Origin of the sequence: Comamonas terrae (genome assembly GCF_001544075.1) — a bacterium.
GTDB classification, from domain to species: Bacteria; Pseudomonadota; Gammaproteobacteria; order Burkholderiales; family Burkholderiaceae_C; genus Comamonas; species Comamonas terrae.
Genome location: NZ_BCNT01000006.1, coordinates 36,268 through 59,606 on the forward strand (window position 1 = coordinate 36,268; position 23,339 = coordinate 59,606).

The following is a 23,339-nucleotide window of genomic DNA, read 5'->3' on the forward strand; positions in this document are numbered from 1 at the left end:
TCAGGCCTGGGCGGGGTTGGGGCCGACGGTCTCGCCGTGCTGCACGCGCTCGGGCGCCTTGTGCACCATGGTGTAGGCATAGTCCACGCCCATGCCGTAGGCGCCGGAGTGCTCGCGCACGATGTCCATCACCGCGTCGTAGGTGCCGCGGCGCGCCCAGTCGCGCTGCCACTCCAGCAGCACCTGCTGCCAGGTCATGGGCACCACGCCGGCCTGCACCATGCGGTCCATGGCGTAGTTGTGCGCATCCAGCGAGGTGCCGCCCGAGGCGTCGGCCACCATGTAGATCTCGTAGTCGGTGTCGTGCAGGCACGAGAGCGCGAAGGTGGTGTTGCAGACCTCGGTCCACAGGCCCGAGACCACGATCTTCTTGCGGCCCTGGGCGGCACCCGCGGCCAGCGCGTCGCGCACGTTCTGGTCGTCCCAGGAGTTCATCGAGCTGCGCTCCAACAGCTTGTGTTCGGGAAAGACAGCCAGCAGCTCCGGATAGGTGTGGCCCGAGAAGCTCTCGGTCTCGACCGTGGTGATGGTGGCCGGGATGCCGAAGGCCTTGGCCGCCTTGGCCAGGCCCACGACATTGTTCTTCAGCACCTGGCGGTCGATGGACTGCACGCCGAAGGCCATCTGCGGCTGCTGGTCGATGAAGATGATCTGGCTGTTCTGGGGGGTCAGAACTTCGGTGTAGCGGTTCTTGGGCATGGTGAACTCCTTGAGGGTGGTGAAGGGTGGGTGAAGGAAACGGGGGAGAAAACTCAATGCACCGCGCCGGCATCGACCAGCACGATCTCGGCGTCTTCGCTCGCGGTGATGCGCAGGCTCTTCTCGGCATGCACCGCGGCGCCGTCGCGGGCATCCAGCGGCACGCCATTGACCTCGGCGCGGCCCTTGGCCAGCACCAGGTAGCCATAGCGGTCGCCTTCGGCGAACCGGTATTCGGCGCTCTCGCCGGCCTTGAGCGTGGCGCCCAGCACGCGGGCGTCGGCGCGGATCGGCAGCGCGTCGTCGTCGCCTTCGGCGCCGCTGGCCAGCGTCACGAAGCGGCCGGCGCGGTCGTCCTTGGGGAAAGGCTTGGTACCCCAGGCCGGCCGCTCGCCCTGCCGGTCGGGCAGGATCCAGATCTGGAAGATGCGAGTGACGCCGGGTTCCAGGTTGTATTCGGAGTGGCGGATACCCGTGCCCGCACTCATCACCTGCACGTCGCCGGCCACCGTACGGCCCTGGTTGCCCAGGTTGTCGCGGTGGGTGATGGCACCTTCGCGCACATAGGTGATGATTTCCATGTCGGCATGGGGGTGCGGCGGAAAGCCCGAGCCGGGGGCGATGGTGTCGTCGTTCCACACCCGCAGCGCACCCCAGTGGACACGCTCGGGGTCGTGGTATTCGGCAAAGGAAAAATGGTGCCTGGCGTCGAGCCAGCCATGGTGGGCGGCGCCCAGGCTTTCCAGGGGACGGCGTTCGATCATGGTGTTCTCCTGCGGACTCGTTGATGCAATGGAGCCAGTCTAGGAACCGCAGATCACGCTGAGAAGCCAAGGACTGGAATTCCATCCTTTCCGTTTTTGGCATGCGCCGCCATGCCGACTGCTGGCATATTGCGGGCTGTCCTCCCTATCTCTGCTCCATAGCCACCATGAACAAACTGCCAGACCTGGAAGCGTGGGCTATCTTTGCCAAGGTCGCGGAAACCGGCTCCTTCGCGCGCACCGCGGCCGAGTTCTCGCTGTCCCAGGCCACTGTGTCCAAGGCCGTCTCGCGGCTGGAAGCGCGCATGAAGACCACGCTGTTCCACCGCACCTCACGCCGCCTGTCGCTGACCGCCAATGGCCACGCGGCGCTGGAGCGCGCCGCGCGCATCCTCGAGGAGGGCCAGGCCGTCGAGGCCGAGGTGGCAGAGCAGTCCACCAGCCTGCGCGGCCTGATCCGCCTGTCCGCACCCATGTCCTTCGGCCTCGCGCGGCTGGCGCCGGTGCTGCCCGGCTTTCTGCAGGCCCACCCCGACGTGGAGCTGGACGTGCACTTCAACGACCAGCAGGTGGATCTGATCGGCGACCGGTTCGATCTTTCGCTGCGCATCGCCACCATGGTGGATTCCAGCCTGCTGGCGCGCCAGCTGTGCAAGGTGCGCATCCTGCTCGTGGGCTCGCCGGAGTACTTCGCGCGCCACGGCCGGCCCCGCCACCCCAGCGACCTGGCGCACCACAAGGCGCTGCAGTACAGCTACCAGCGCAGCGGCACGCACTGGCGCTTCAAGCATGCGCGGCATGGCGAGTTCACGCAGTCGATGGCGGTGCAGATGCAGGCCAACAACGCCGACGCGCTGACGCCCGCGCTGCTGGCAGGCCTGGGCGTGGCGCTGCAGCCGGCCTTCCTGGCCTGGCCGGCGCTGCAGACCGGCGCGCTGGAGGCCGTGATGGAGGACTGGCAGGTGGACCCGATCGCGCTGCACATCCTGACGCCCCCGGGCCGCAACCGCCCGGCGCGCGTGCAGGCCCTGATCGAGCACCTGGCCGAGGCCTTCGCCAGCGAACCCTGGGCCGGCGTGGCGGAGCTGGTGCGGCCGCTCTGAGCCGGACTACTTCGCCCGCGCCGGCCGGCGCACGGCCCGGAGCCTGCCACTGGCCCCTCCGCCGCAGAAGAAGCGCTCTCCGCCGTCGGACTCCAGCCCCGACACGCCCAGCCCTGCGGGCATCTCCAGCCGCTCCAGCACCGCGCCGCTGCCGGGGTCGATGTGCCGCAGCTCGCTCTGCTCGCCCTCCCAGGTGCCGTGCCACAGCTCGCCGTCCACCCAGGTGACGCCGGTGACGAAGCGGTTCGAGGCGATGGTGCGCAGCACCTCCCCCGTCTCCGGGTCGATCTGGTGGATCTTGCGCTCCTGGTACTGCCCCACCCACAGCGAGCCCTCGGCCCAGGCCAGGCCCGAGTCGCCGCCGCCGCCGGGCGCGGGGATGGTGGCCAGCACGCGGCTGGTGGCCGGGTCGATCTTCTGGATGCGGTTCTCGGCGATCTGGAACAGGTGCCGGCCATCGAAGGCCGTGCCCGCGTGGCCCTGCACGTCGAGGCTGCGCACGATCTGGCCGCTGTCGGGATCGAGCGCCTGGATGTGGTCGCCGGTGGCGAACCAGACCTGCCGGCCGTCGTAGGACACGCCATGCACATGCGTGACGCCGTCAAACGGCCCGTACTCGCGGATGATTTCTGCGGTGGATGCTTTCATGCGGGACTCCTGAAAGTTGCGTTCGGTCAGTCCATGCTAGCCACCCGGCAGCGCAGCGGGGAGTAACAAAGTCGTCGTGAATCCCGGCACGGGCTGGCTCAGCCAGCGGCGCGCACGGCCGCGTCCCACGGGCTGCGCCAGGCCGCCGGCCGCCAGCGCGTCCAGCGCTCTCTGCACGCTACGCTGGCTGGCGCCCACCGCCAGCGCCAGGGCCGAGCTGGCCCAGGCCTCGCCATCGGACAGCAGCGCCAGCACCGCCCCATCCACCGCGCCCTGGGCCGTTTCCACGGGCCGCGCCAGCACGGCCACAGGCTGATGGCGAGGCACCAGCACAAAGCCCTGCGCCGTGGCGCGCACGCCGGCCAGCGGCCGCAGCAGCCGGCGCAGCCGCCCCAGCTCGACGCGCAGGCGTGCGCGGTACGACTCGTCGGCCTCGCGGGCCCGGAACACCCGCGCCGCCAGCGCATCGCGCGACACATCGGCCGGCCAGGCCTCGGCCAGCAGGCGCGCCAGCGCAAACAGCACCGGCCGGCCCGTCAGCGGCACGACCACATCGCCCGCACGCACGGCATGGCGGCAGGCATCGACCACCAGCGTGCCGGAGGCGAACAGGGCCTCGACCTCGCCCAGCGCCAGCAGGCGCCCGGCCTGCGCTTTCTGCACCAGCCGCGCCGCGGGCGCGTCCAGGGCCGCGGCGGCGCGCTCCACCTCGACCTCCAGCGCCGCAATGCCCGCGCTGCCTGCCGCCTGCGCGGCCTGGGCCAGCGCCGTGCACGCCGCCCCGGTATCCAGCCGCCGCATGGCCATGCCCGCCACGGCCAGTTCGTGGACAGTCCTCAGCATCGGCGGCAGCAGCGCCGGCTGCTGTCCCTCGAGCAGGCGCTCGGCCTCGCCCAGGCGGCCCACCAGCAGGCAGTGCCGGATTTCCAGGTAGCGCGCATGCGCGGCATTCACCGGGTCGCCGCGCGCCTGCAGCGTGGCGCGCGCCGCATCCAGCCGGCGGGCCGGCCAGCCCAGGTTGCGCTGGGCCAGCGCGATCTCGGCCTCGGCCACCACGCAGCGGGCGCGGGCCACGGCCTCGCGGGCGCCAAAGGCGCGCGCCGCGCTGCGCACCAGGGCCCTGGCCCGCTCCAGGTCGCCCAGCTGCGCCATGGCGATGCCGCGCAGCGCGAGCGCCGGTGCATCGCTGCGCAGGGCAATCCGGTTCAGCGCGCCGAACGGGTCGCCGGCCGCCAGCGCGCGGGCCGCCGCCGCGATCAGGGAATCCATGCCAGTACCGCCACATCCGCCATGCCGCAGAGCCCTTCACAATGGCCGCCCTGGAAAGCGCGGCCCCGGCAACAAGGGGCAGGCACCTGCGCCATGCAGGCCTGCCTTGAAATTCAGAAATGGTACTGAATCCAGCGGCACAGCATGTGTCGCGCCATGGCCGGATCAAACGGCTGCGACGGACTTTGTCCGGCCAGCGCCTCTATGTCCCGCAAGGCCTGCGCACGCTGCATGCGCAAGCCATGCGGCAGGTCCTGGCCACGCAGCCGCAAGGCGCTGGCTTCCGCGCAATCGTGCTCGCGCAGCAGGAAGGCGAATTCATCCAGCCTCTGCTGGAAGGCCCAGCCCTGCGCGCCGCCCTGCTCCAGGTCGGACTGGATGGATCTGCACATTTCCAGAAGCTCAATGTGCTGGGCATCCAGCACAGGGTCCTGCACGCTCATGCGGCAAGACCAATGAGGGATGGAAGTCATGTCGCTGCTCCTTCGGCCGCATTGGAAGCCGATTGTCCCGGAGCCGGTTCCTGCCGCCGGGCAGAAACCCTGACCCCGGCCAGCCTTCCCCTCCTGCATGCCGGACATGAAAACTCCGGCTTGGCCGGACGGGGCAAGGGAAAGCGGGAAACCCGGGAATTACCCGCTTGTGCAGCAAACGGATATTCCGGCGTTTTTCCCGCAGGCCAGTGCCTAAAATCCTCCGGCCCGCTTCTCCCTGGACACATGGAGCCGGGCATCTGCATGCACGCCACCCGTCCCGGGAAATCGCCGCATGCGCCAACGGATACGCAAACATGACGCTTCACACCACCGGCCTCCCTCCACTGAACGCAGAGCGTCTGTGGCGCCGCATCGAGACACTTTCCACCTTCACGCTGCCTGATGCACCCTGGACCCGCCGGGCCTTCTCGCCGGAATTCGAACAGGCGCGCCGCTGGCTGGCCGAAGAATTCAGTAACGCCGGCATGGCGGTCCGCCTGGATGAGGGCGGCAACCTCGTGGGCCGCCTGCCCGCGGCAGCGGGCGCCGCACCGCGCGCGCCCATCGTCACGGGCTCGCACTGCGACACCGTGATGATGGGGGGCCGCTTCGACGGCATCATCGGCGTGCTGGCCGGCATCGAGGTCGCACACACGCTGCACGAGAACGGGATCGCGCTGCAGCACCCGTTCGAAGTGATCGATTTTCTTTCCGAGGAGCCCAGCGACTACGGCATCTCCTGCATAGGCAGCCGCGCCATTTCGGGCAAGCTGGGCCCGGACATGCTGGCCGCAACGAACCCGCAGGGCGAAACGCTGGCGCAGGGGATGCGCCGCATCGGCGCCAGGCCCGAAGCCCTGATCGGCCCGCTGCGCGGCAAGGGCAGCACGGCAGCCTTCGTGGAACTGCACATCGAGCAGGGCCCGGTGCTGGAGCGCAGCCAGCTGCCCATCGGCGTGGTCACCAACATCGTGGGCATACGCCGCGTCGCGTTCACCGTGCGCGGCCAGGCCGACCATGCGGGCACCACGCCCATGGACATCCGTCAGGACGCGCTGGCCGGTGCCGCCTGCATCATCGGCGCAGCCAACCGCAAGGCCTGGGCGCTGGCCGGCCAACCGCACTATGTGGTGGCCACCGTGGGGCGCCTGTCGCTGACGCCCAACGCCTCCAATGCCGTGCCCGGCCTGGTCGAGATGACGATGGAAGTGCGCAGCGACAACGCCGGCGTGCTGGCATCCTTTCCCGAGGAACTGTTTGCCGAGGTCCGGCCCGCGCTGGCCGGCCTGCGCGTGCAGGCCGACATGCATGAGGTAAGCCGTTCCCAGCCCACCGACTGCCAGGAACTGGTGATGCAGGGCATAGAGCAGGCCTGCAGGCAGCTTGGCTACGCCAGCATGCGCATGCCCAGCGGCGCAGGCCATGACGCCGTCTACATGGCGGCCACCGGCCCCATCGGCATGATCTTCATTCCCTGCCTGCAGGGACGCAGCCACGCACCGGAAGAATGGATAGAGCCCGCACAGCTGCTCGACGGCACCCGGGTGCTGTATCAGACGGTCCGCGTGCTGGATGAACAGCTGGCCGCCCTGTCATGAAGAGAGATGCCGCTTGCAGCGGTTCTTCCTGCCGCCGCCCAACCGGCGGATAGGCGAGCAATCTGGTGAACCAGTAAATCTCTTGAGCCGGCACTTTTCCGGCACGGCGCACAATAGCAGCTTTCAGCCATTTCCCGCGGCCCCGGCCGGTTCCACTGCGCGATGCACCAAGAGCCAGACTTTCTCCACAACCTGCATCAGGAACTCCGGGACGGAAGGCGCTGGCTGGACCGCAGCATCGTGCTGGCCTATGCAGCGGCCGCCGGCCTTTGCGTGGTGGCATTCACGCTGATGGCCGATGCGGGCTTCGAGCTGTTCCAGCGCATCTACCGCTGGCAAGGCGGCTGGGCCGTGCTGCTGTGGCTGCCGGCCATCACGGTGGCTGCGGTCTGGGCCACCCGGCGCTGGGCGCCAGGTGCAGCCGGCTCCGGCATTCCCCAGGTCATGGTGACGCTGGACCCGGCCGTGAGCGAACACCAGCGCAGCCGCTTCGTATCCCTGTGGCTGTCCTTTTCCAAGATGGCGCTGGCCAGCGCGGGCTTTGCCGCGGGCCTGTCGATCGGCCGCGAAGGTCCGTCGGTTCAGGTGGCGGCCGGCGTGATGCACAGCGCACGCCGCTGGCTCGGCCCCCATTCGGGCATCAGCAGCCATGCGCTGCTGGTGGCTGGCGGCGCGGCGGGCATTGCCGCGGCCTTCAACGCGCCACTGGCCGGCGTGGTGTTTGCCATCGAAGAGCTGTCGCGCAAGCTGGAGTCGCGCTCCAGCGGCCTGATCATCGCCGCCATCGTGCTCGCAGGCCTGATGGGCGTCTCCGCCTTCGGCAACCTGAGCTACTTCGGCCGCATCCGCGTGCCCAGCCTGACCTGGAATGCCCTGCTGCCGGGCCTGTGCGTGGCCCTGGCCTCCGGCGTGCTGGGCGGCCTGTTCGCCAAGGTGATGGCCGCCTCGCTGACCTCCCCGGCGGAGCGCATGAACCGTTGGCGCGCGCGCTTTCCGCTGCGCTTTGCGGCAGGCGGCGCCCTGGTGATCGCGGTGATCGGACTGGTGACGGGCGGCGCCACCTTCGGCGCCGGCTCCGAAGCCGTCAAGCACATGCTGGCAGGCGAGGCCGATGTGCCGTCGTTCTACGTGACGCTGAAATTCGTCGCCACCTGGCTGTCCGCCTGGGTGGGGGTGCCGGGCGGCATCTTCGCGCCCTCGCTGTCCATCGGCGCGGGCGTGGGCCACAACGTGGCCACGCTCACGGGCTCGGACTCCATTGCTCCCGCGCTGATCGCCATGGGCATGGCAGCCTTTCTGGCCGCGGTGACCCAGGCGCCCCTGACCGCCTTCATCATCGTCATGGAAATGGTCGACGGACATGCCATGGTGCTCAGCCTCATGGCGTCCGCCATGCTGGCAAGCCTGATCTCGCGCATGCTGGCACGCCCGCTGTACGAAACGCTTGCCCACCACATGGCCAGTGCCCTGCCCGGGCCGGCCAGTACACAGGACCCGCCCGAACCTGCGCACGCCCCGGGCGTCCCGCAGCAGAAATAGGCGCGACGGAAACGTTCAGCGAATGGAGCCACCCACGTCGCGCAGGCACTCCAGCAGCCCCTGGGTCACCGGCGTCATCGGCTGGCCGCGCAGCGTGATCAGGCCCACGGGCGGCAGCTCCACCGGCACCGTGAGCTTCAGCACCGCCAGCAGCCCCTGCTGCGCGAAGTGCCGCGCCACCGTGCGCGCCATGAAGGCCACGGCGCCGCGCTGGTGCAGGAAGCTGATCTGCGACAGGAACGAGGCCGACTCCACGATGTCGGCCGGCGGATGCAGGTCGTGGGCGAAAAACTGCTGCTCCAGTTTCACGCGCAGCGACGCCCAGGGCGGCGGCATCACGCAGGGCTGGCCGGCAATGTCGGCCCAGCGCACCTGGCGCTTGCGCGCCAGCGGATGGCCGGCCTGCACCACGGCCACCATGGGGTCTTCGTACAGGGCCTCGGTTTCCAGGTCGGGCGCGGCATAGCCGGGCTCCAGCCGGCCCACGAACAGGTCCAGCTCGCCCAGGCGCAGCTTGGGCAGCAGACGCGTCAGGTCGCCCTCCTCGACCAGCACCGTGGTCTGGGCCGAGCGCGCCTTGAGCCGCTCCACCGCCGGGGCCAGCAGCACCGGCGTGGCCACGACCATGGCGCCCACGCTGGTGCGGCCGCGCGCGCCGCTGGCCTCGGCGGCGATCTCGTCGCGCGTGCGCTCGAAGCCCGCCAGCACCGAGCGCGCAAAGCGCACCAGGCTCACGCCGGCGGCCGTGGGCTCGGTGCCGCGCGGGCCGCGCTCGAACAGCGGCGTGTCCAGCATGCGCTCCACCTCGGCCAGGGTCTTGGAGACCGCCGGCTGCGTGACCGACAGGAACTCGGCCGCCCGGCCCACGTGGCGGAACTGGTCGAGCGCCACCAGCAGTTGCAGATGGCGAAGCTTGAGGTTGCTGCGCAGCACGCGGTCGATCTTGCTCATCATTACCTCTTGGTTATGAAGACAGTCCACATTCTCATTGGATTGTCATGGCGCTATTTTGAACAATCGCGGCTGCACCACCAGGAATCGGGCAATCCGGTTGTCGCAGGCCTTCCGCTTCCGGCGGCACCAGCCTTTGGCATCCACGGCCCCGGGCCTGAGAACAATACGGAGACACGCATGCCCCTCGATCGCCCCAACCGCCGCGACTTTCTCTACACCACGCTGGGCGCCGCCGCGCTGGCGGCCGCCGGCCCGCTGCGGGCCCAGGCCTGGCCCGAGCGCCCCATCGTCTTCATCTGCCCCTGGCCCGCGGGCGGTACGGCCGACCAGTCGATGCGCGCGCTGTGCACCGTGGCCGGCAAGGTGCTGGGGCAGAGCATCGTGGTGGAGAACCGCGCCGGCGCCTCGGGCATGATCGGCGCCAAGGCGCTGGCCTCGGCCAAGGCCGACGGCTACACCATCGGCCAGATCCCGATCTCGGTCACGCGCTTCGCGCAGCTGGGCATGCTGCAGGCGGATCCGCGCAAGGATTTCAGCTACATCGCCCGCACCTCGGGCCAGACCTTCGGCATCGCCGTGAAGGCCGACTCGCCGTTCAGGACGCTGCAGGACCTGGTCGATGCCGCCAAGGCCCGACCCGGCCAGGTGACCTATGCCCACGCCGGCGTGGGCGGCGCCACGCACGTGGGCATGGAGGAATTCGCCGGCGCGGCCGGCATCCGCCTCAACCAGGTGCCCTACAAGGGCGGTGCCGAGGCGCTGGCGGGCGTGCTGGGCGGCCATGTGGACGTGCTGGCCGACTCCAGCTCGTGGGCGCCGCATGTGCAGGCCGGCAAGCTGCGCCTGCTGGCCACCTGGGGCGAGCAGCGGCCGCCGCGCTTCAAGGACACGCCCACGCTCAAGGAGCTGGGCTACCACGTCGTCGTCGATGCGCCCAACGGCATCGGCGCCCCCAAGGGTGTGGACCCGGCCATCCTGGCCCAGCTGCGCGCAGCCTTCAGGCAGGCCGTGGCCAGCCCCGAGTTCAAGGCCGTGACCGACAAGATCGACGCGCCGGTGATGTACCTGGACGGCCCCGACTACGAAAAATACGTGAACACGGTCTACCAGAAGGAGACCGTGCTGATCGACAAGCTCAAACTCCGTGAATTGATGAAGGGTTGACCATGACCTCCAGCCCCCCCGCCAGCCCGCTGCTGCACCTGCACCCCAACGACAACGTCTTCGTCGCCAAGACCGCGCTGGCGCTGGGCCAGGAAATCCCCGGCCTGGGCGTGCGCACGCGCGCCCAGGTGCCGGCCGGCCACAAGATCGCCGCGCGCCGCATCGCCGCCGGCGAGCAGGTGAAGAAGTACGACACCGTGATCGGCGTGGCCACGCGCGAGCTGGAGCCCGGCGACTACGTGCACAGCCACAACCTGCAGCTGGTGGACTACTACCGCGACCCGGCCTTCGGCGCCGACGTGCGGCCGGTGAACTATGTGCCCGAAGAGCAGCGCGCCACCTTCCAGGGCTTTGTGCGCGCCGACGGCCGCGTGGGCACGCGCAACTTCATCGGCATCCTGTCGTCGGTGAACTGCTCGGCCACGGTGATCAAGAACATCGCCGCGCACTTCACGCCCGAGCGCCTGGCGGCCTTCCCGAACGTGGATGGCGTGGCCGCCTTCGCGCAGACCAGCGGCTGCGGCATGTCCTCGCCCAGCGAGCATTTCGACGTGCTGCGCCGCACGCTGGCCGGCTATGCGCGCCACCCCAACCTGGCGGGCGTGCTCATCGTGGGCCTGGGCTGCGAGCGCAACCAGGTCGATGGCCTGATGGAGTCGCAGGGCCTGCACGAAAGCCGGCTGCTGCGCAGCTTCGTGATGCAGGACGTGGGCGGCACGCGCGCCACCATCGCCGCCGGCATTGCCGCCATCGAGGAGATGCTGCCCATCGCCAACCAGGCACAGCGCAGCACGGTGAGCGCGAGCCACCTCAAGATCGGCCTGGAATGCGGCGGCTCGGACGGCTTCTCGGGCATCACGGCCAACCCGGCCCTGGGCGCGGCCATGGACATCCTGGTGCGCCACGGCGGCACGGCCATCCTCAGCGAAACGCCCGAGATCCACGGCGTGGAGTTCATGCTCACGCGCCGCGCCATCAGCCCCGAGGTCGGCCAGAAGCTGCTCGACCGCCTGGCCTGGTGGGAAAAGTACACGGCCGGCCAGAACGCCCAGTTCAACGGCGTGGTGGGCCATGGCAACCAGGCCGGCGGCCTGGCCAACATCTTCGAGAAATCGCTGGGCTCGGCCATGAAGGGCGGCACCACGCCGCTGCGCGCGGTCTATGAATACGCCGAGCCCATCACCGAGAGCGGCTTCGTCTTCATGGACTCGCCGGGCTACGACCCCGTGGCCTCCACCGGCCAGATTGCCAGCGGCGCCAACCTGATCTGCTTCACCACCGGGCGCGGCTCCATGTTCGGCAGCAAGCCCGCGCCCACCATCAAGCTGGCCAGCAACACGCCCATGTACCAGCGCCTGTCCGAGGACATGGACATCAACTGCGGCCTGATCGTGGACGGCGAATGCACGGTGCCCGAGATGGGCGAGCGCATCTTCGAGCAGATCCTGCGCCACGCCAGCGGCGAAGCCACCAAGAGCGAGCAGCTCGGCCTGGGCGACCACGAGTTCGTGCCCTGGCACCTGGGCATCGTGAGCTGAACCATCAAAAACAATAGCTGCTAGCGCTTTCTGCATAAGCCCTGGATGCCAATTTCATTCAAAACCATGCCCCTGACCCTCACCCGCCCCGACCTGATCCGCAGCGCCAACTTCATCGCCGGCCAGTGGAGCGATGCGCCCGCCGCACCGGCTCCCCGTTTGGCCGTGACCGATCCGGCCACCGGCGCCCTCATCACCGAAGTGCCGGATTCGGGCGCGCTTGAGGCGCGCGCCGCGCTGGATGCCGCCCATGCCGCATTTGCCGCGTGGCGCAAGGTTCCGGCCAAGCAGCGTGCCGCCATCATCAAGCGCTGGAACGACCTGGTCATCGCCCACCAGGATGACCTGGGCGCGCTGATCTCGCTGGAGCAGGGCAAGCCGCTGGCCGAAGGCAAGGGCGAGGTGGCCTACGCCGCCAGCTACATCGAATGGTTTGGCGAAGAGGCCACGCGCATGAACGGCGAGGTGATTCCCGCGCCCCTGCCGGGCCGGCGCATGTTCGCGCTCAAGGAGCCCGTGGGCGTGGTGGCCGCCATCACGCCCTGGAACTTTCCCGCCGCCATGATCGCGCGCAAGATCGCGCCCGCGCTGGCCGCCGGCTGCACCGTGGTCTGCAAGCCCGCCGAGGACACGCCGCTGACCTCGCTGGCCCTGGTGCTGCTGGCGCACGAGGCCGGCGTGCCGGCCGGCGTGCTCAACATCGTCACCGCCTCGCGCGAGAAGACGCCCGAGTTGGTGGACGTGTGGCTTCAGGATGCCCGCGTGCGCAAGATCACCTTCACCGGCTCCACGCCCGTGGGCAAGCACCTGGCGCGCCGCAGCGCCGATACGCTCAAGAAGCTCTCGCTGGAGCTGGGCGGCAACGCGCCCTTCATCGTGTTCGACGACGCCGACATCGATGCCGCCGTCGACGGCTTCATGGCCGCCAAGTTCCGCAACGGCGGCCAGACCTGCGTCTGCCCCAACCGCGTGTTCGTGCAGCGCGGCGTGTTCGATGCGTTTGCGCACAAGCTCGCCGCGCGCGTGGCCGCGCTGCAGGTCGGCCCGGCCAGCGACCCGGCCTCGCAGATCGGCCCCATGATCAATGCCCGCGCCGTCGAGAAGATAGAGCGCCACGTGCAGGACGCCGTGGCCAAGGGCGCCAAGGTCCTGGTCGGCGGCAAGCGCCTGGCCGAACTCGGCCCCCACTACTACGCACCCACCGTGCTCACCGGCGCCGACGCCCGCATGGCCTGCGCCTGCGAGGAGACCTTCGGTCCCGTGGCGCCGCTGACCGTCTTCGACGACGAGGCCGAGGTGCTGGCCGCCGCCAACGACACGCCCTTCGGCCTGGCCGCCTACTTCTACAGCCAGGACGTGCGCCGCATCTGGCGCGTGGCCGACGCGCTGGAGACCGGCATCGTCGGCATCAACGAGGGCGCGCTCGCCGCCGAGGCCGCGCCCTTCGGCGGCGTCAAGGAATCCGGCTACGGCCGCGAAGGCTCGACGCACGGACTCGACGACTACCTGCACACCAAGTACGTCTGCCAGGGACAACTGGATTGACGCCCCCCGGTCGCTAGAACCACACCACCACAGGAGACAAACCATGAGCCATTCCCGATCCCTCACCCGCAGGCCCGTGCTGGGCGCGCTGGCGGCACTGGCCCTGGCCGGCGCCGTGCCGCTGGCGCAGGCCCAGGGCCCGTTCCCCAGCAAGCCCATCACCTTCGTGGTGCCCTACCCCGCGGGCGGCGCCAACGACATGCTGGGGCGCCTGGTAGGCCAGAAAATGGGCGAGGTGCTGGGCACGGCAAGTGTCGTGGACAACCGGCCCGGCGCCGGGGCGCTGCTGGGCGCGGGCATCGTGGCGCGCGCACCGGCCGATGGCTACACGCTGCTGGTCGGCGGCCTGGCCACGCACGCCGCGAGCCCGCACCTCATCAAGGCCGAGTACGACCCGGTCAAGGACTTCGAGCCCATCGGCATGATCGGCAGCGCGCCCATCATCGCCATCACGGCCAACGACTCGCCCTACCAATCGCTCAAGGACGTGGTGGACGCGGCGCGCAAGGACCCGCAGGCGGTTATGTATGGCTCCTCCGGCAACGGCTCGCCGCTGCACCTGGCCGGCGAGCTGTTCGTCTCCATCGCCAAGGTCCAGATGACGCACGTGCCCTACAAGGGCGGCAACGCCCACATCGTGGACCTGATCGGCGGCCGCGTGCCGGTCATCTTCGACACGGCCACCAATTCCATGCCGCTGCTGCGCGGCGGCAAGGTGCGCGCCCTGGCCGTGGGCGCGCCTGCCCGCCTGCCCGAACTGCCGAATGTGCCGACCTTTGCCGAGGCCGGCTACCCGCAGTTCAAGTTCTCGGCCTGGTATGCGCTGTTTGCGCCGGCCAGGACGCCCGCCGACGTGAGCGCCAAGCTCTCCGGCGCGCTGACCAAGGCCCTGAAGCAGCCCGAGGTGGCCTCCAAGCTGCGCGACCTGGGCGTGACCCCGGGCAACGGCGATGCCGGCGAGCTGCGCGCCTTCATCCCTGGCGAATACCAGCGCGTCGGCGAGCTGATCAAGAGCGCCAAGATCAAGGCCGATTGAGGAGAAGCCCATGCCCGATGGATTGCTGCGCCCCCACCCCGAAGACCCGGCCCGCCAGGTGGCCGACCTGCCCTCGCCGCGTGTGCAGGCCCATGCCGCCAACCTGATGGTGCTGGGCGACGGCGCCCTGGCCTGCGTATGGTTCGGCGGCTCGATGGAAGGCCGCTCCGACATCTCGGTCTTCCTGTCGCGGCTGGCCCCCGGCAGCGACCAATGGTCCGAGCCCGTGCAGCTGTCGCACGATGCCGAGCGCTCGGAGCAAAATCCCGTACTGTTTCCGGCCCCCGACGGCACGCTGTGGTTGCTGCACACGGCCCAGCACTCGGGCCACCAGGACACCTCGGTGGTGCGCCGGCGCCTGTCGCGCGACCACGGCCTGAGCTGGGAGCCCACCGAGACGCTGGCCGACGCGCCGGCCGGCACCTTCGTGCGCCAGCCCATCCTTGTCCATACCGACGGCAGCTGGCTGCTGCCGGTCTTCCACTGCCGCGCCCGGCCCGGCCAGGCCTGGGACGGCAGCCACGACGACAGCGGCGTGCTGCGTTCCACCGACCAGGGCGGCAGCTGGCAGCGCATCGCCGTGCCGAGCAGCCTGGGCTGCGTGCACATGAACATCGTTTCCGCGTCTGACGGCGGCCTGCTGGCGTTCTTCCGCAGCCGCTGGGCCGACCATGTCTACCGCAGCCGCAGCGACGACGGCGGCCTGAGCTGGCAGGCGCCCGAACCCACGGCCCTGCCCAACAACAACTCCTCCATCCAGGCGCTGCGCCTGGCCGACGGACGCCTGGCCATGATCTTCAACGCCAGCAGCGCCGCCGATGCCACCGAACGGCGCGAGTCGCTGTATGACGAGCTGGGCGACGCCTCGGCAACACCTGCCAGCGCCGCGGCCGGCGAGCGCCGCGCGTTCTGGGGCGCGCCCCGTGCGCCCATGACGCTGGCGCTGTCGGCGGACGACGGCCTCACCTGGCCCTGGCAGCGCAACCTCGAGGTGGGCGACGGCTGGTGCATGAGCAACGACTCCGAGCGCGGCCGCAACCGCGAGTACTCCTACCCCTCCATCCGCCAGGGCGCCGACGGCGCGCTGCACCTGGCCTATACCGTGTTCCGCCAGCACATCCGCCATGTGCGCGTGCAGCCGGACTGGGTGACCCAACAAGCATGACCGCCACACATACTCCATTCAATGTTCTTGTCACCGCCGAGCACTGGGCGCCCGAGGCCCAGGCCCTGGTGCAGGCCGCCGGCGGGCAGATCCACTTCATGGCCGAGCCCGTCACCGAGGCCAGCCTGGCCGGGCGGCTGGCGCAGACCGGCGCCCAGGCCCTGGTGCTGCGCGGCTCCAAGCCCGTGACGGCCGCCGTGCTGCGCGCGGCGCCGGCACTGCGCATCGTCGCCAAGAACGGCGCCGGCGTGGACAGCGTGGACCTCGAAGCCGCCCGCGCGCAAGGCGTGGCCGTGGCCGTGGCGCTGGCCGCCAATGCCCCGGCCGTGGCCGAGCATGCGCTGGCGCTGATGCTGGCCCTGGTGCGCCAGCTGCCGCAGCTGGACCGGCAGGTGCGCGCCGGCGGCTGGGACGGCAACTGGCCCGGCAGCCACTGGCAGGGGCGCGACTTTCGCGGCTCCACCGTGGGCATCGTGGGCTATGGCGCCATAGGCCGCGCCACCGCACAGCTGGCCGCGGCCCTGGGCGCCCGGGTGCTGGTGCTGCGCCCCGCGAGCCAGGCCGACGGCTTTGGCTGCGAGCCCGATCTGCACCGGCTGCTGCCCCAGGTGGACATACTGAGCCTGCACTGCCCTTTGAGCGAGCGCACGCGCGGACTGATCGGCGGGCCCGAGCTGGCGCTGCTGCGCCCCGGCAGCCTGCTGATCAATACCGCGCGCGGCCCGGTCGTCGATGAGGCCGCGCTGCTGGCGGCACTGCAAAGCGGCCACCTGGCCGGCGCCGGCCTCGACACCTTCGACACCGAGCCGCTGCCCCAAGGCCACCCGCTCACCCGCCTGCCCCAGGTGCTGCTGACCCCGCATGTGGCCGGCGTCACGCGCCAGGCCGCGCTGCGCGTGGCCACCCTCACCGCCGCCAACATCGTCGACCACCTCGCGGGCCGGCCCCTGCCCGCCGGCCATCTGCTCTGACCCTTTCTCCATCGCCCCATGCCCGCCCACAACCCATTCAAGACCGCCCTGGCCGCAGGCCAGCCCCGCATCGGCCTGTGGCTGTCCATGGCCGACCCCTACCTGGCCGAGGCCGCCGCCACCTGTGGCTACGACTGGCTGCTGATCGATGGCGAACACGCCCCCAACGACCTGCGCAGCACGCTGGCCGCGCTGCAGGCCGTGGCGCCCCACCCCGGCCAGCCCGTGGTGCGCGTGGTGGAGGACAATACGGCCCTCATCAAGCAAATGCTGGACATTGGCGCGAAAACGCTGCTCGTGCCCATGGTCGATACGCCGGAACAAGCCAGCGCCATCGTGGCCGCCACGCAGTACCCGCCCCGGGGCGTGCGCGGCGTGGGCAGCGCCGTGGGGCGCGCCTCGCAGTGGAGCAGCCGCGCCGACTACCTGCAGGTCGCCGACGACGAAATCTGCCTGCTGGTGCAGGCCGAGACCACCACCGCACTGGCCAACCTCGACGCCATCTGCGCTGTGGACGGCGTGCACGGCGTCTTCATCGGCCCGGCCGACCTGGCGGCCTCGATGGGCCACCGCGGCAACCCCGGCCACCCCGAGGTGCAGGCGGCCATCGAAGGCGCGATGAAGACCATCATCGCAAGCGGCAAGGCCGCCGGCACGCTGACCTCGGACCCGGCGCTGGCGCAGCGCTACCTGGACCTGGGCTGCACCTTCGTGGCCGTGGGCGTGGATGTGCTGATGTTCGTGAACGCGGCGCGCAGGCTGCGCACGCAGTTCGGCGGCACGCCGGCCATGGCGCCCGGCGCCCCCGGAGCGGCCTACTGATAACAGGCGCACCGGCGCAGGCAAAACCCCGCAGGCCACGGCCGCGCCGGCCCTGCAGGACAATCACGGCATGAATACGCCTGCGCAACCACGCAACCCCTTGCACGGCATCACGCTGGAGCGCCTGCTGACCGAACTCGTGGACCACTACGGCTGGGAGGCCTTAAGCGAGCACATTCCCCTGCGCTGCTTCAGCGTGGATCCCAGCATCAGCTCCAGCCTCAAATTCCTGCGCAAGACGCCCTGGGCGCGCGAGAAGACCGAAAGCCTGTACCTCTACACCCTGCGCCGCCAGCAGCGCCAGAGCCAGGGCCGAAGCTAGGACCGCGCGCCCATCCAGCGCCCGCCGAACTGGTTGATCACCATGCCGGCCAGCACGGCCAGCGTGCCCAGCCATTGCATGGAATTCGGCCGCTCGCCCAGGATCAGCATGGCCGACAGCAGGCCCACCACGGGTACCAGCAGCGACAGCGGGGCCACGGTGCTGGCGGCATAGCGCTGCAGCAGCCGGGTCCACAGGCCGTAGCCCAGCAGGGTAGACAGCAGGGCCAGATAGGCGACCACGCCCAGCTCGCGCAGGCCCATGCCCTGCAGCTGGCGCTGCACGGAGTCCGCGCCATCCACCCAGATCGAGAGCAGCAGCAGCGGAACAATGGGGAACAGGCTGGTCCAGACGATGAAGGGCACGGGCTCATACGGGCCCTGCCGGGCCGCCAGGCGCGTGAGCAGGTTGGAGCCGGCCCACATGGCGGCCGCGCCCACGGTCAGCACAAAGCCCACCAGCGTCATGTCCGTGGCGCTGTCGCCATGCGCCGCGCCGATGAAGATCAGGCCGCCGATGGCAATCGTCAGCCCCAGCCACTGCCAGCGCCGCGGCTTCTCGCCCAGCATGGCCGCGGCCATCAGCATGGTGATGAAGGCCTGGGTCTGCAGCACCACCGAGGCCATGCCGGCCGGCATGCCCAGCTTCATGCCCGTGAACAGCAGGCCGAACTGGCCCACGCCCTGTACCAGGCCGTAAGCGGCCAGCAGTCCCCAGGACAGGTTCCCGGGCGGGCGCACGAACAGCAGGAACGGCAGCGACGCTGCGACAAAGCGCAGCGCGCACAGCAGCAGCGGCGACAGCGTCTCCAGCCCCCACTTCATGGCAATGAAGTTCAGCCCCCAGACCACGATGACGATCAGGGCGCTGAGCCAGTCGGCCCGGCTCATGCCGGAGGGAGAGGAAGAAGGGCAAGCGCTGCGCATGGATCTCCTGGAACGGGCTGTTGTCTTTGGCGGCAAACCCGCCGAGTATGGCGCGGGAGCGCGCCACTTGTTGCGATGCAAAGAAAATCTTCGCGCCGGCCGGTGCCCCGTGCGGGTTCCGCGGCAATCGCCCGGGCGGGAAACACCGCGCCCCCGCCGCCCAGGATTCCCCTTCCCAAAAAGCCTCAATCCATTGTCCATCAAGCGCAGGCAGCTATAAAAAAGCAGCCCTTGAAGGCTGCCTTTTTGTTCCGCGCGGTGAAGCCGATGGCTGGCTCAGCTCCCCGCTACCTTCATGCGGTTGATCAGCATGGAGCCCACGGTCTTGGCGCCGTAGTTGTAGGCATCGGCGCCGATGGCCTCGATGCCCTTGAACATGGTCCTGAGGTTGCCGGCAATGGTGATCTCCTGCACCGGGAAGGCGATCTCGCCGTTCTCCACCCAGAAGCCCGAGGCACCGCGCGAATAGTCGCCGGTCACGTAGTTCACGCCCTGGCCCATCAGCTCGATCACGAACAGGCCCGTGCCCAGCTTCTTGAGCATGGCATCCAGATCGTCGCCGGCCTTGGTACGGCGCGAAGTCATGGTCAGGTTGTGCGAGCCGCCGGCATTGCCGGTGGTCTTCATCCCCAGCTTGCGCGCCGAGTAGCTGGAGAGGAAATAGCCCTCCACGCGGCCGGCATCGACCACCTTGCGCGCCTGCACGCGCACGCCTTCCTCGTCGAAGGGCGAGCTGCCCTTGCCGCCGAGGATGAACGGGTCTTCGTCGATGTCGATGTGCCTGGGAAAGACGGGCTTGCCCAGGGAATCGAGCAGAAAGCTGCTCTTGCGGTACAGCGCGCCGCCGCTGACGGCCTGCACGAAGCTGCCCAGCAGGCCGGCGGCCAGCGGGGACTCGAACAGCACCGGGCATTCGGTGGTCGGGATCTTGCGGCTGCCCAGGCGCGACAGCGAGCGCTCGGCCGCATAGCGGCCCACGGCTTCGGGCGAGGCCAGGTCGGCCGCGCGGCGCTGCGAGGTGTACCAGTAGTCGCGCTGCATCTCGCCATTCCTGCCGGGCAGCTTGGCAATCGGCGCCACCGACATGCTGTGGCGCGAGCTGGCATAACCGCCGCGAAAGCCGTTGGTATGGGCCGTGAAGAAATGGCTTTGCTGGGCCGATACGCCCGCGCCTTCGCTGTTGGCAATGCGCTTGTGCGTCTTGAAGGCCGCCTCCTCGCAGCGCAGCGCCATCTCGGCCGCTTCCTCGCTGGAGATGTCCCAGGGGTGGAAGAGCTGAAGGTCGCGGTGGGTGCCGGGCGGGGCGATGTCGGCGCTGTCGGGCAGGCTGGCGAACGGGTCCTCGGCCGTGAAGCGCGCTATGTCGTAGGCGGCCTGCACGGTCTGCTGGATGGCGGCCTCGGAAAAGTCCGAAGTGCTGGCATTGCCGCGGCGCTGGCCCAGGTAGACGGTCACGCCCAGCGACTTGTCGCGGTTGCGCTCCACGGTCTCCAGCTGGCCCTTGCGCACGCTCACGGACAGGCCGCAGCCCTCCGACGCCTCGGCCCCGGCATCGGTGGCACCGAGCTTTTTGGCATGCGCCAGAGCCTGGTCCACCAGGCCTTCAAAAAAGGATTGGCTGAAGCTGAAACCGGTCTGCGGTTCGGATTGGGCCTGCGCACTCGAAGTGCTTGCGGTGCTGGAACGAGGTTTTTTCATAGCGGCGGCTATGATAGCCGCCACTGCGGCACGCCCTGTGCTGCCACCCCTATTGCCCCCTAACCATGTCACGCAAACCCAAAAAAGGCTACTTCGTGAAGGGCAAGTTCGTCGCCGAAGGCAGCGAGCTTGATCTTCAGCTCAAGGCCGAACTCAAAGGCACGACCGAATCCACCAAGACCGACCTCAAGCGCGAAATGGACGCGCTGCAGGACCTGGGCAAGGATTTGCTCACGCTGCGCGCCGACCTCTTCAAGCGCCTGCAGCTGCCCGACCAGCTCGTGGACGCATTGGCCGAGGCCAAGCGCATCACCAATTTCGAAGGCAAGCGCCGCCAGATGCAGTTCGTCGGCAAGCTCATGCGCAAGCTGCATGACGAGCAGGTCGAGGCCATCCGCCAGGCCATGGACGAACAGCGCACCGGCTCGGCCGGCGAGAAGATGGCCCTGCACGTGGCCGAGCAATGGCGCGACCGCCTGGTCGCCGAGGAATCGGCCCTGTCCATCTGGCTGGACCACTTCCCCGGCACCGACGTGCAGCAGCTGCGCTCGCTGATCCGCCAGGCCCGCAAGGACCTGGACAAGGCCCGGGCGGAAGCCGCTGCGGCCGCCGAGGCCGCCGGCCCCGATGCCGCGCCCAGGGAAACCGGCAAGGGCCGCGCCTACCGCGAGCTGTTCCAGCTCGTGCGCGAGCAATTGGCGAGTACCGACAAGGCCGGCAAGGCCGACAGCGATGCTGCCGCGGACGACGAGGAGGCCGACGATGCGTGAGACCCATGATGCCGTGAAGATCGGCATCGTCTCCATCAGCGACCGCGCCAGCAGCGGCGTCTACGAGGACAAGGGCCTGCCCGCGCTGCAGGAGTGGCTGACCCGCGCGCTCAAGAACCCCATCGAGTTCGTGCCGCGCCTGATCCCCGACGAGCAGGCCGGCATCAGCGCCACGCTGGTCGAGCTGGTCGACGCCGGCTGCTCCCTGGTGCTGACCACGGGCGGCACCGGCCCCGCGCTGCGCGACGTGACGCCCGAGGCCACGCTGGCCGTGGCCGACAAGCAAATGCCGGGCTTTGGCGAGCAGATGCGCCAGATCAGCCTGGCCTTCGTGCCCACGGCCATCCTGTCGCGCCAGGTCGCGGTGATCCGCGGCCGCAGCCTGATCATCAACCTGCCGGGCCAGCCCAAGGCGATTGCCGAAACGCTGGAAGGCCTGAAGAACGCCGACGGCACGCAAAAGGTCAACGGCATCTTCGCGGCCGTGCCCTACTGCATCGACCTGATCGGCGGGCCCTACCTCGAAACCCATGACGAGGTCTGCAAGGCCTTCCGCCCCAAGAGCGCCATCCGCGCCACACCGGCGGCCTGAGCTTGCCGCTCACGCCTTCCGCAAAGCAGCCCACGGGCTGCTTTTTTGTTGCCGCGAATCCCCAGCGCAAGTGATTGATTGCCTTGGCAAACACCAGCTTCCGCTCTTGAAAGAGAAGCATCTTGCGCACGCGATTCGCTGCACTCCATGTCGATTCATCCTGAATGCCTGAATCCACAGGCGCTTCCAGCTCCTGAAAACAAAGCGGCGCCCACCGGGGAATCTGGGATTTCCCGCAAGTGCTTGCCCCGATGCAAGGGCCGCAGCCCGCCCCTAGCATGCCTGATGCAGCGCGGCGCTTAGCAGGGCAACTATCTGGCCCTGCCGCCGGTCCTCAGTCACTTACAGGAGACTTCATGCATCGCTTGTCCATGTCCGCCCCCTCCGCTTCGCTACTGGCCCTGGCATTGGCTGCCGCATTCGCCCAGCCCGCCATGGCGCAGGAAAAGGTCAAGATCGGTTTCATCACCGACATGTCCAGCCTCTATGCGGACGTGGAAGGCAAGAACGGCGCCGTGGCCATACAGATGGCCATCGACGACTTCGGCGGCAAGGTGCTGGGCAAGCCCATCGAGCTGCTCACGGCCGACCACCAGAACAAGGCCGACATCGCCGCCAGCAAGGCCCGCGAATGGATAGACACGCAAGGCATCAGCCTGGTGTTCGGCGGCACCAACTCGGCCACGGCGCTGTCCATGGCCAAGGTGGCGCAGGAGAAAAAGCGCGTCTTCGTCGACAACGGCGCGGGCTCCTCCGCCCTCACCAACGAGCAGTGCAGCCCCTACACCGTGCACTACGCCTTCGATACCGTGGCCCTGGCCAAGGGCACGGGCTCGGCCGTGGTGGACACCGGCGGCAAGACCTGGTTCTTCGTGACGGCCGACTACGCCTTCGGCCACGCGCTGGAAGCCGACACCAGCAAGGTCATCGAAGCCAAGGGCGGCAAGGTGCTGGGCTCGGTCAGGACGCCGCTCAACGCCAGCGACTTCTCCAGCTTCATGCTCCAGGCCCAGAACTCCAAGGCCCAGATCCTGGGCCTGGCCAACGCCGGCGGCGACACCATCAACTCCATCAAGGCCGCGCGCGAATTCGGCGTGACCAAGAACATGAAGCTGGCGGGCCTGCTGATCTTCTTCACCGACATCCACAGCCTGGGCCTCAAGACCACCGAAGGCATGCAGTTCACCGCCCCCTGGTACTGGGACATGAATGACGCCTCGCGCAAGTTCGCCGACGCCTTCATGGCCAAGACCCAGCGCCGCCCCAGCGAGATCCAGGCCGCCGACTACTCGGCCACCATGAGCTACCTCAAGGCCGTGGAAAAGGCCGGCACGCTGGACGCCGACAAGGTCATGGCAGCCTGGAAGAGCATGAAGATGGACGACTTCTTCGGCCAGGGCTACATCCGCGAGGACGGCCGCTACGTGCACGACATGTACCTCATGCAGGTCAAGAGCCCCGCCGAATCCAAGGGCACCTGGGACTACTACAAGGTCGTCAAGAAACTGCCCGCCGACCAGATCTGGACCACCAAGGCGGAGAGCAAGTGCCAGTATTGGCGGTGATTAGGGTTTCGGGGTTGGAAAAGGGAAAGGGCTTTGCCGTGACGGCAAAGCCCTTTTTTGATGGCGATGGGGGTCTTGAGTTTGCAATCGCACTGGCTGCTATCTCCCCAGATTTCCCCAGCTGACTGCTTCAGGCTGATTACCGCCGCTGAGCTTTGGCAAGCCTGTGACCGCT

Annotated in this window: 22 protein-coding genes; 14 read left to right on the forward strand and 8 right to left on the reverse strand. The window is 69.1% G+C overall.

Annotated features, from left to right (window positions below; translation table 11 throughout):
• Both Cte04_RS10450 and Cte04_RS10455 read right to left on the reverse strand, forming a co-directional pair.
• The gene (locus Cte04_RS10450) at nt 1–699 is read right to left on the reverse strand and encodes a hydrolase (RefSeq protein ID WP_066476335.1); all 699 of its coding nucleotides are present in this window, start codon (nt 697–699) and stop codon (nt 1–3) included.
• Between the two features lie 53 nt (nt 700–752).
• Complete coding sequence (locus Cte04_RS10455) at nt 753–1,463, reverse strand: pirin family protein (RefSeq protein ID WP_066476337.1); 711 nt, start codon at nt 1,461–1,463, stop codon at nt 753–755.
• A gap of 167 nt (nt 1,464–1,630) precedes the next feature.
• Between Cte04_RS10455 and Cte04_RS10460 the strand changes: the two genes are divergently transcribed.
• A complete protein-coding gene (locus tag Cte04_RS10460; protein ID WP_066477043.1) occupies nt 1,631–2,566 on the forward strand; it encodes a LysR family transcriptional regulator in 936 nt (311 codons plus the stop codon).
• A 6-nt stretch (nt 2,567–2,572) separates the two neighbouring features.
• On the opposite strand, the gene Cte04_RS10465 is transcribed toward Cte04_RS10460, so the two are convergent.
• The 3 genes from Cte04_RS10465 to Cte04_RS10475 form a co-directional block, all read right to left on the reverse strand.
• The gene (locus Cte04_RS10465) at nt 2,573–3,214 is read right to left on the reverse strand and encodes a Vgb family protein (RefSeq protein ID WP_066476340.1); all 642 of its coding nucleotides are present in this window, start codon (nt 3,212–3,214) and stop codon (nt 2,573–2,575) included.
• Between the two features lie 36 nt (nt 3,215–3,250).
• Nucleotides 3,251–4,483: a DNA-binding protein gene (locus Cte04_RS10470; protein ID WP_066476344.1), complete on the reverse strand. Its 1,233-nt coding sequence runs from the start codon at nt 4,481–4,483 to the stop codon at nt 3,251–3,253.
• A gap of 113 nt (nt 4,484–4,596) precedes the next feature.
• Nucleotides 4,597–5,064, reverse strand: a complete 468-nt coding sequence (locus Cte04_RS10475) for a hypothetical protein (protein WP_157081936.1) — start codon at nt 5,062–5,064, stop codon at nt 4,597–4,599.
• Nucleotides 5,065–5,273: 209 nt separating this feature from the next.
• Between Cte04_RS10475 and ertE the strand changes: the two genes are divergently transcribed.
• Entirely contained in the window at nt 5,274–6,557 is a 1,284-nt protein-coding gene (ertE, locus tag Cte04_RS10480) for an N-carbamyl-l-glutamate amidohydrolase ErtE (protein WP_066476349.1), read from the forward strand.
• Between the two features lie 162 nt (nt 6,558–6,719).
• Nucleotides 6,720–8,096, forward strand: a complete 1,377-nt coding sequence (locus Cte04_RS10485; RefSeq protein WP_066476350.1) for a chloride channel protein — start codon at nt 6,720–6,722, stop codon at nt 8,094–8,096.
• Between the two features lie 15 nt (nt 8,097–8,111).
• Here Cte04_RS10485 and Cte04_RS10490 read toward each other — a convergent pair whose 3' ends face one another.
• Entirely contained in the window at nt 8,112–9,047 is a 936-nt protein-coding gene (locus Cte04_RS10490) for a LysR substrate-binding domain-containing protein (protein WP_066477045.1), read from the reverse strand.
• A gap of 180 nt (nt 9,048–9,227) precedes the next feature.
• Between Cte04_RS10490 and Cte04_RS10495 the strand changes: the two genes are divergently transcribed.
• The 8 genes from Cte04_RS10495 to Cte04_RS10530 all read left to right on the forward strand — a co-directional run bounded on the left by Cte04_RS10495 (nt 9,228) and on the right by Cte04_RS10530 (nt 17,613).
• The gene (locus Cte04_RS10495) at nt 9,228–10,214 is read left to right on the forward strand and encodes a tripartite tricarboxylate transporter substrate binding protein (protein ID WP_066477048.1); all 987 of its coding nucleotides are present in this window, start codon (nt 9,228–9,230) and stop codon (nt 10,212–10,214) included.
• 2 nt (nt 10,215–10,216) lie between these two features.
• A complete protein-coding gene (locus Cte04_RS10500; protein WP_066476351.1) occupies nt 10,217–11,752 on the forward strand; it encodes a D-arabinonate dehydratase in 1,536 nt (511 codons plus the stop codon).
• 66 nt (nt 11,753–11,818) lie between these two features.
• Complete coding sequence (locus Cte04_RS10505) at nt 11,819–13,297, forward strand: NAD-dependent succinate-semialdehyde dehydrogenase (protein ID WP_066476359.1); 1,479 nt, start codon at nt 11,819–11,821, stop codon at nt 13,295–13,297.
• 43 nt (nt 13,298–13,340) lie between these two features.
• The gene (locus Cte04_RS10510; protein ID WP_066476362.1) at nt 13,341–14,333 is read left to right on the forward strand and encodes a Bug family tripartite tricarboxylate transporter substrate binding protein; all 993 of its coding nucleotides are present in this window, start codon (nt 13,341–13,343) and stop codon (nt 14,331–14,333) included.
• 10 nt (nt 14,334–14,343) lie between these two features.
• On the forward strand, nt 14,344–15,498 hold the full coding sequence (locus Cte04_RS10515; protein ID WP_066476365.1) for a sialidase family protein: 1,155 nt from the start codon (nt 14,344–14,346) through the stop codon (nt 15,496–15,498).
• Nucleotides 15,495–16,469 carry an NAD(P)-dependent oxidoreductase gene (locus Cte04_RS10520; RefSeq protein WP_066476372.1) on the forward strand — a complete coding sequence of 325 codons (975 nt, stop codon included), beginning with the start codon at nt 15,495–15,497 and terminating at the stop codon, nt 16,467–16,469. Before Cte04_RS10515 ends, Cte04_RS10520 begins: the two co-directional genes overlap by 4 nt.
• 18 nt (nt 16,470–16,487) lie before the next feature.
• A complete protein-coding gene (gene hpaI, locus Cte04_RS10525; RefSeq protein ID WP_066476378.1) occupies nt 16,488–17,291 on the forward strand; it encodes a 4-hydroxy-2-oxoheptanedioate aldolase in 804 nt (267 codons plus the stop codon).
• 70 nt (nt 17,292–17,361) lie between these two features.
• Complete coding sequence (locus Cte04_RS10530) at nt 17,362–17,613, forward strand: VF530 family protein (protein WP_066476379.1); 252 nt, start codon at nt 17,362–17,364, stop codon at nt 17,611–17,613.
• On the opposite strand, the gene Cte04_RS10535 is transcribed toward Cte04_RS10530, so the two are convergent.
• Both Cte04_RS10535 and pmbA read right to left on the reverse strand, forming a co-directional pair.
• Nucleotides 17,610–18,503 carry an EamA family transporter gene (locus tag Cte04_RS10535; RefSeq protein ID WP_441529264.1) on the reverse strand — a complete coding sequence of 298 codons (894 nt, stop codon included), beginning with the start codon at nt 18,501–18,503 and terminating at the stop codon, nt 17,610–17,612. The two genes, Cte04_RS10530 and Cte04_RS10535, sit on opposite strands and share 4 nt — an antisense overlap.
• Nucleotides 18,504–18,815: 312 nt before the next feature.
• Nucleotides 18,816–20,237: a metalloprotease PmbA gene (pmbA, locus tag Cte04_RS10540; RefSeq protein WP_066476389.1), complete on the reverse strand. Its 1,422-nt coding sequence runs from the start codon at nt 20,235–20,237 to the stop codon at nt 18,816–18,818.
• A gap of 65 nt (nt 20,238–20,302) precedes the next feature.
• On the opposite strand from pmbA, the gene yjgA reads away from it, so the two are divergent.
• The 3 genes from yjgA to Cte04_RS10555 all read left to right on the forward strand — a co-directional run bounded on the left by yjgA (nt 20,303) and on the right by Cte04_RS10555 (nt 23,164).
• Nucleotides 20,303–21,007: a ribosome biogenesis factor YjgA gene (gene yjgA / locus Cte04_RS10545; protein WP_066476392.1), complete on the forward strand. Its 705-nt coding sequence runs from the start codon at nt 20,303–20,305 to the stop codon at nt 21,005–21,007.
• A complete protein-coding gene (gene mog, locus Cte04_RS10550) occupies nt 21,000–21,599 on the forward strand; it encodes a molybdopterin adenylyltransferase (RefSeq protein ID WP_066476398.1) in 600 nt (199 codons plus the stop codon). Before yjgA ends, mog begins: the two co-directional genes overlap by 8 nt.
• 356 nt (nt 21,600–21,955) lie before the next feature.
• Entirely contained in the window at nt 21,956–23,164 is a 1,209-nt protein-coding gene (locus tag Cte04_RS10555; RefSeq protein ID WP_083526606.1) for an ABC transporter substrate-binding protein, read from the forward strand.
• Nucleotides 23,165–23,339 lie beyond the last annotated feature (175 nt).